General features: G+C 70.5%; 5 protein-coding genes. 2 read left to right on the plus strand and 3 right to left on the minus strand.

Annotated features, from left to right (window positions below; translation table 11 throughout):
• Positions 1 to 54 precede the first annotated feature (54 nt).
• Positions 55 to 642, plus strand: a complete 588-nt coding sequence (locus tag GV126_RS14080; protein WP_159666317.1) for an isochorismatase family protein — start codon at positions 55 to 57, stop codon at positions 640 to 642.
• Positions 643 to 664: 22 nt separating this feature from the next.
• Here the strand turns inward: GV126_RS14080 and GV126_RS14085 are convergent, their stop codons facing one another.
• Positions 665 to 1009: a hypothetical protein gene (locus GV126_RS14085; RefSeq protein ID WP_159666319.1), complete on the minus strand. Its 345-nt coding sequence runs from the start codon at positions 1007 to 1009 to the stop codon at positions 665 to 667.
• 121 nt (positions 1010 to 1130) lie between these two features.
• A complete protein-coding gene (locus tag GV126_RS14090; protein WP_159666321.1) occupies positions 1131 to 3500 on the minus strand; it encodes an immune inhibitor A domain-containing protein in 2370 nt (789 codons plus the stop codon).
• A 413-nt stretch (positions 3501 to 3913) separates the two neighbouring features.
• On the opposite strand from GV126_RS14090, the gene GV126_RS14095 reads away from it, so the two are divergent.
• On the plus strand, positions 3914 to 4210 hold the full coding sequence (locus GV126_RS14095) for a hypothetical protein (protein WP_159666323.1): 297 nt from the start codon (positions 3914 to 3916) through the stop codon (positions 4208 to 4210).
• Between the two features lie 98 nt (positions 4211 to 4308).
• On the opposite strand, the gene GV126_RS35770 is transcribed toward GV126_RS14095, so the two are convergent.
• On the minus strand, positions 4309 to 5048 hold a 740-nt coding region (locus tag GV126_RS35770; RefSeq protein ID WP_201299842.1), incomplete at its 5' end, for an RDD family protein.

A 5048-nucleotide genomic window follows, 5' to 3' on the forward strand; every position in this document is an offset into this window, starting at 1 on the left:
AGCGGCATACGCCCCCGCTCCCTCCCACCGACCGACAGCCGAAGGACACCCACCATGCGTCGCGCCCTGATCGTCGTCGATGTGCAGAACGACTTCTGCGAAGGAGGCAGTCTCGCGGTGGCCGGCGGTGCCGACGTGGCCGCCGCGATCACCGAGCTGATCGGGCAGGCGCCCGCGGGCTACCGGCACGTGGTGGCCACCCGCGACCACCACATCGCGCCGGGCGGGCACTTCGCCGACGACCCCGACTACGTCCACACCTGGCCGGCGCACTGCGTGGCGGGCACGGAGGGCGTGGGGTTCCACCCGAACTTCGCCCCGGCCGTCGCCTCCGGCGCCATCGACGCCGTGTTCGACAAGGGCGCCTACGCGGCGGCGTACAGCGGGTTCGAGGGGTTCGACGAGAACGGCGTGTCGCTGGCCGACTGGCTCAGGGCCCGGGGGATCGACGAGGTGGACGTGGTCGGCATCGCCACGGACCACTGCGTGCGGGCCACCGCCCTGGACGCGGTGCAGGAAGGGTTCCGCACCCAGGTGCTGCTGGACCTCACCGCGGGCGTGTCCGCCCAGACCACCGAGCGGGCCCTGGAGGAGCTGCGCCGCGCGGGCGTGGAGCTGACGGGCAAGCCGGTGCTCGGCTAGGGCGTCGCCGTCGCGGCCGGGCTCACGCCTGTGCGGGCGCCCGGTGGCGCAGCAGGGCCCTGATCGGGTGCCACAGCTCCGGTGGGCCGACGGGGACGCCGACCGCGCTGTCGCAGAAGGTGCGCCAGAGGACGCCGTCGGGGTGGTGCAGGACCGCGGTGATCTCGTCCGGGGTGGGCGGGGCGGCGTTGCCCCGCAGGTAGACGGCGCGCAGGCCCAGGTTGCGCAGCCGGGTCAGGGCGCGGGCGCGGTTGCGGGCGTGCACCAGGACCCGGACGCTTCCGATGCCGTCGGGGGCGGTACCGGGCAGGTTCAGGGCCACCACGACGGTGCCGTTCGGGAGCTTGCAGAAACCTCCTGCGGCCATGCGCTCACTTCCCCGTCCTGCTCGGTGTCAATAACGAAACCACAGCAGGCACCTAAACACGATCGGCGGCAACCCGCCAGGGGGTTGCCGCCGATACGCGTTTGACCTGCGGTTTTCTCGGTTACTTCACCGCGGCGCCGACTTCCAGCTCGATCGTGGAGCCGTCGTGGGCCTCCTTGGTGATCTCGATCCGGGTGTTGGTGTCAGTGATCTTGACACCGCCGGTCGGGTTCGCCGGGTCGTAGTAGGTGCCGGCGTGGTCGTTGAACACCGGCACCCCCTTCGACGACTTGATCTTCGTGGCGACGTCGGCCTTGTGCAGGGTGAAGCCGTCGGTGCGGAAGCGGCTGAAGGTGGAGTCGAAGGCCTGGATGCGGTTGCGCATCAGCGTGCCGTCGGACCACCGCAGCGCGGTCGGGTGCGCGTCGACGGGGAGGATCAGACCGGTGCCCGGGTGGACGCTGGTGTTGTTGTCCAGCTGGGAGGTGTCCCACTTCCAGATCAGCAGGCCGTTCTGGTACGGGTAGTGCTCCACCCAGTCCGGCCGCGAGGCGAAGCCGAAGTTGTACGGACCGGTCTTCAGCGTGGTGTCGTACGAGGCGTACTGGCGGTTCTCCGCGATGTAGTACTGCTGGTAGTCCTTGGTGAAGGACGCGCCGATGCGGGAGAAGCCGTTCGCCGTCCAGGCCGCGTCCGCGCTCTCGGCGTTGTCGGAGAACACCGGCGCGCCGTCGGCGGTCAGGGTGATCTCGTCGGCCGCGAAGCCCTTGAGCGCCACGCCGCCGTCGGTCTGGTAGCGGAAGCGGAGCTGGATCTTCTGGCCCGCGTAGGCGTCCAGGGAGTACGACAGCTTCTTGTAGCCGTCCACCGAGCCGGTCAGGGCCGGCTTGTCGCTGCCGTCACGCGGGATCGCCTGGCCGTCGACCGTGCCGTCCAGGGCGGTCCAGTTGGCGCCGCCGTCGGTGGAGACCTCGGTGTAGAGGAAGTCGTAGCCGGACTCGATGTCGTACCAGCCGTCGAGGGTGAGGGCGGCCGACTTCTTGCCGGTGAGGTCCACGGACCGGGTCAGCGTGTTCTTCAGGTCGTCGCCGCTGCCGCTCCACCACTGGGTGGCGCCCTGCGCGGGGGTGACGACCTCGGTGGTGACCGCCTTGTCGGGCAGCGAGACCACCAGCGCCTGCTTGTACTTGGTGTTGTACTCGGCCAGGCCCAGCTTGTGCCAGGACTTCACGCCGGCCTTGGCGGTGTCGTAGTTCAGCCAGCCCAGCTGCAGCTTGTCCCAGGCGTTCATGTCGCCGGGCAGGTCGCCGATGGCGTCCTCGCCGCGGCCGAGCCACGAACCGGAGGACATCAGCGTCCAGAACGCGGTGGAGTTCTCGCCGCCGGAGGTGTCGTACTCGTCGGGCAGGCCGAGGTCGTGGCCGTACTCGTGGGCGAAGACGCCGAGGCCGCCGTTCTCCGGCTGCATGGTGTAGTCGCCGACCCAGATGCCGGTGTCGCCGACCTGGGTGCCGCCGAGCTTGTTGTAGTCGGGGCCGGTGGCGCCGGCGTCGGTGCCGAAGGCGTACCAGCGGTGCGCCCAGATCGCGTCGGTGCCCTGCGCGCCGCCGCCCGCGGACTCGTCCTCGCCGGCGTGCACGATCTGGAAGTGGTCGATGTAGCCGTCGGGCTCGTTGAAGTCGCCGTCGCCGTCGTAGTCGTAGCGGTCCCACTGGTCGTACTGGGCCAGGTCCGCCTTGATGTCGGCGTCGGAGCGGCCCGCCGCCTTCTGGTCGGCGACCCAGGCGTTCAGGCCGTCGCGGACCAGGTTCCAGGCGGTGGAGCAGGTGGTGGAGCCGCAGGCGTTGTTGCCGTAACGGGCCTCGTTGTAGGGGACCTTGACCCAGTCGGTGACCTCGCCGTCGACCGAGTAGCGGCCCGAGGACTGCTTCTCGTAGTACTTCTTCAGCGACTCGGTGTTCTTGCCGGTGCCGAAGTACAGGTCCTGGTAGTGCTTCTGGTTGTAGTCGGCCTGCCAGTCGGTGGAGTTGTCCTTGGCGCGGTCCGGCTGGGCGATCTGGTTGTGCAGCGGTCCGGGGGTGCCGCCGTACTTGGGGTTCGTCTGGTCGCCGAACTCGACCAGGATGGTGAAGATCTTGTCGGTCTTCTCCCGGCCCAGCTCGACGTACTTGGTGTCGCCCTTCTTGCCCTTGAGGCCGACGACCTTGGAGCCGTCCCGGTCCTGGACCTTGGTCCGGCCGGCGATCAGCTGGTTCAACGCCTCCTGGCGCTGGGCCTTCTGAGTCTTGCTCAGCGGGCCGTCCAGGTCGTGCTCGTGCTGCTTGATCGGCGCGGGGTCGTGCCGGTCGACGGCGGCGGGGGTGCTGCCCGCGGTGGCGGAGCCGCCGGTGGTGGCCGCCTCGGCGACGGCGAACGTCGAGAACGTGGCGGTGGCCGCCGCGAGCGCGACGCCGATCGCCGCCGCTCTGAACGTCCAGGGTCTGCTGGTCACTTGATGTCCTCCCCTGACGCGTCCGCGCGCGGAAGGGGGCATTCGGGGACACGAAAAGGTCCGCGCACGATCAACGCGTGTAGTCAAGTGACGACATTTGACTAGAGGTTTAAGAGAAAAGACAGACCTTGACTTGGACAGTACAAGTGCACTATGCGGAGCGGGCGTTCGTTTTACGGACGGTGTGCGGGAGGCGGGTGCGGTTCGTGAGGGGGACGTGGAGCCGGGTCCGGTGGCGGCGGCGTGACTCCGTGCGCCCCCCATGCACCGGCACGGTGGGTTAGGTCACGCTTACCAGCCGTTCCCCTCGGGCATGGTGGGGATTACAGTCGATTGGCAGAACGCCCGGAAGTCGGCGGAAAGCCAGGCCGTCACCCCGTCTCACCCCCCAATCTTCCGAGGACACGATCGCCATGCCGCGTCCGACCGCCGCACAGCTCGTCTACGGTTCCTGCACCGTGATCTTCTCGACGCTCGCCATGCTGCTGCTGTCGCAGACGAGTTCGGGCCTCGGGATCGCGGTCGTCGCTCTCGCCGCGCTGGGGCTGGGCCTTCTGGTGGCCCTGACGGTGCCCCTGCCGAAGGCGGGCACGCAGGGTGCCGCAACGTCCGCAAGCCCCGGCTCCACCGGACGGGCCCGGGCGCAGGAACGGCGGGAGACCGTCTCCGCGGGAGTGGAGCCGGGGCAGGGGCCGACGTCGGCGACCTGACGCGGACGTGCCGGCCGCGCCGGCCGGACCGGTCGGCGCGGCCGGCCGCGGTCAGGGCGATCGGCGCATGTTCAGGATGATCGGCTTGATCGGCGCGGTCAGCGGGGCGTCGTGACCACCACCGTGCGGGCCGCCTTGTCGTGCAGGCCCTGCTTGTAGGGCCGGTCGAAGTAGGACCAGCCGCCGCAGACGGCCAGCCACAGGCAGGCGCAGCAGAACCAGAACGGAATCCACAGCACCGCCGCGCGCGCCAGCGCGACGGCGACGGACGGGGTGGAGCCGTCGCTGAGGTTCGCCACCCGCATGCCCAGCCACCGCTTGCCGAGCGTCTGCCCCGACCGGGCGGTCAGGAACGTGTCGTAGGCGAGGTACAGCACCACGCCGACGGCCGACTGGCCGAGCGACCTGCCGACCTGCACCTGATCTGCGTTCATCGTGTACTCGTTGACGTGCAGCGCCCAGGTGATCAGCCACGCCACGATGCCCACCAGGATCAGGTCGACGATCCGGGCGAGGGTGCGCCGACCGCTGTCGGCGAGCGGGGGCATGCCGGCGAGCGGGTCCCCCGAGTACGGGCCACCGCCGTACGGACCACCGCCTCCGTAGGGGCCGCCACCGCCGTGGGGGCCGCCGCCGTACGGGCCGCCCGTGCCGTACGGGCCGCCGCCGGGCGGGGGCGGCCGGCCGGCGACCTCGGGGGTCGGGAGCGTGGGGTGGTTGTGCGAGACGGGGTCCCCCGGCGGCGGCCGGCGCCGGGCGAGGCGGGCGAAGGCGCGGTGGGGGGGGTCGGTGAGCAGCTGGCGGGTGGCCCGGCCGTAGTTGGCGGCGGCCGGCATGG

It is taken from the genome of Streptomyces mexicanus (assembly GCF_902506575.1).
GTDB lineage: Bacteria > Actinomycetota > Actinomycetes > Streptomycetales > Streptomycetaceae > Streptomyces > Streptomyces mexicanus.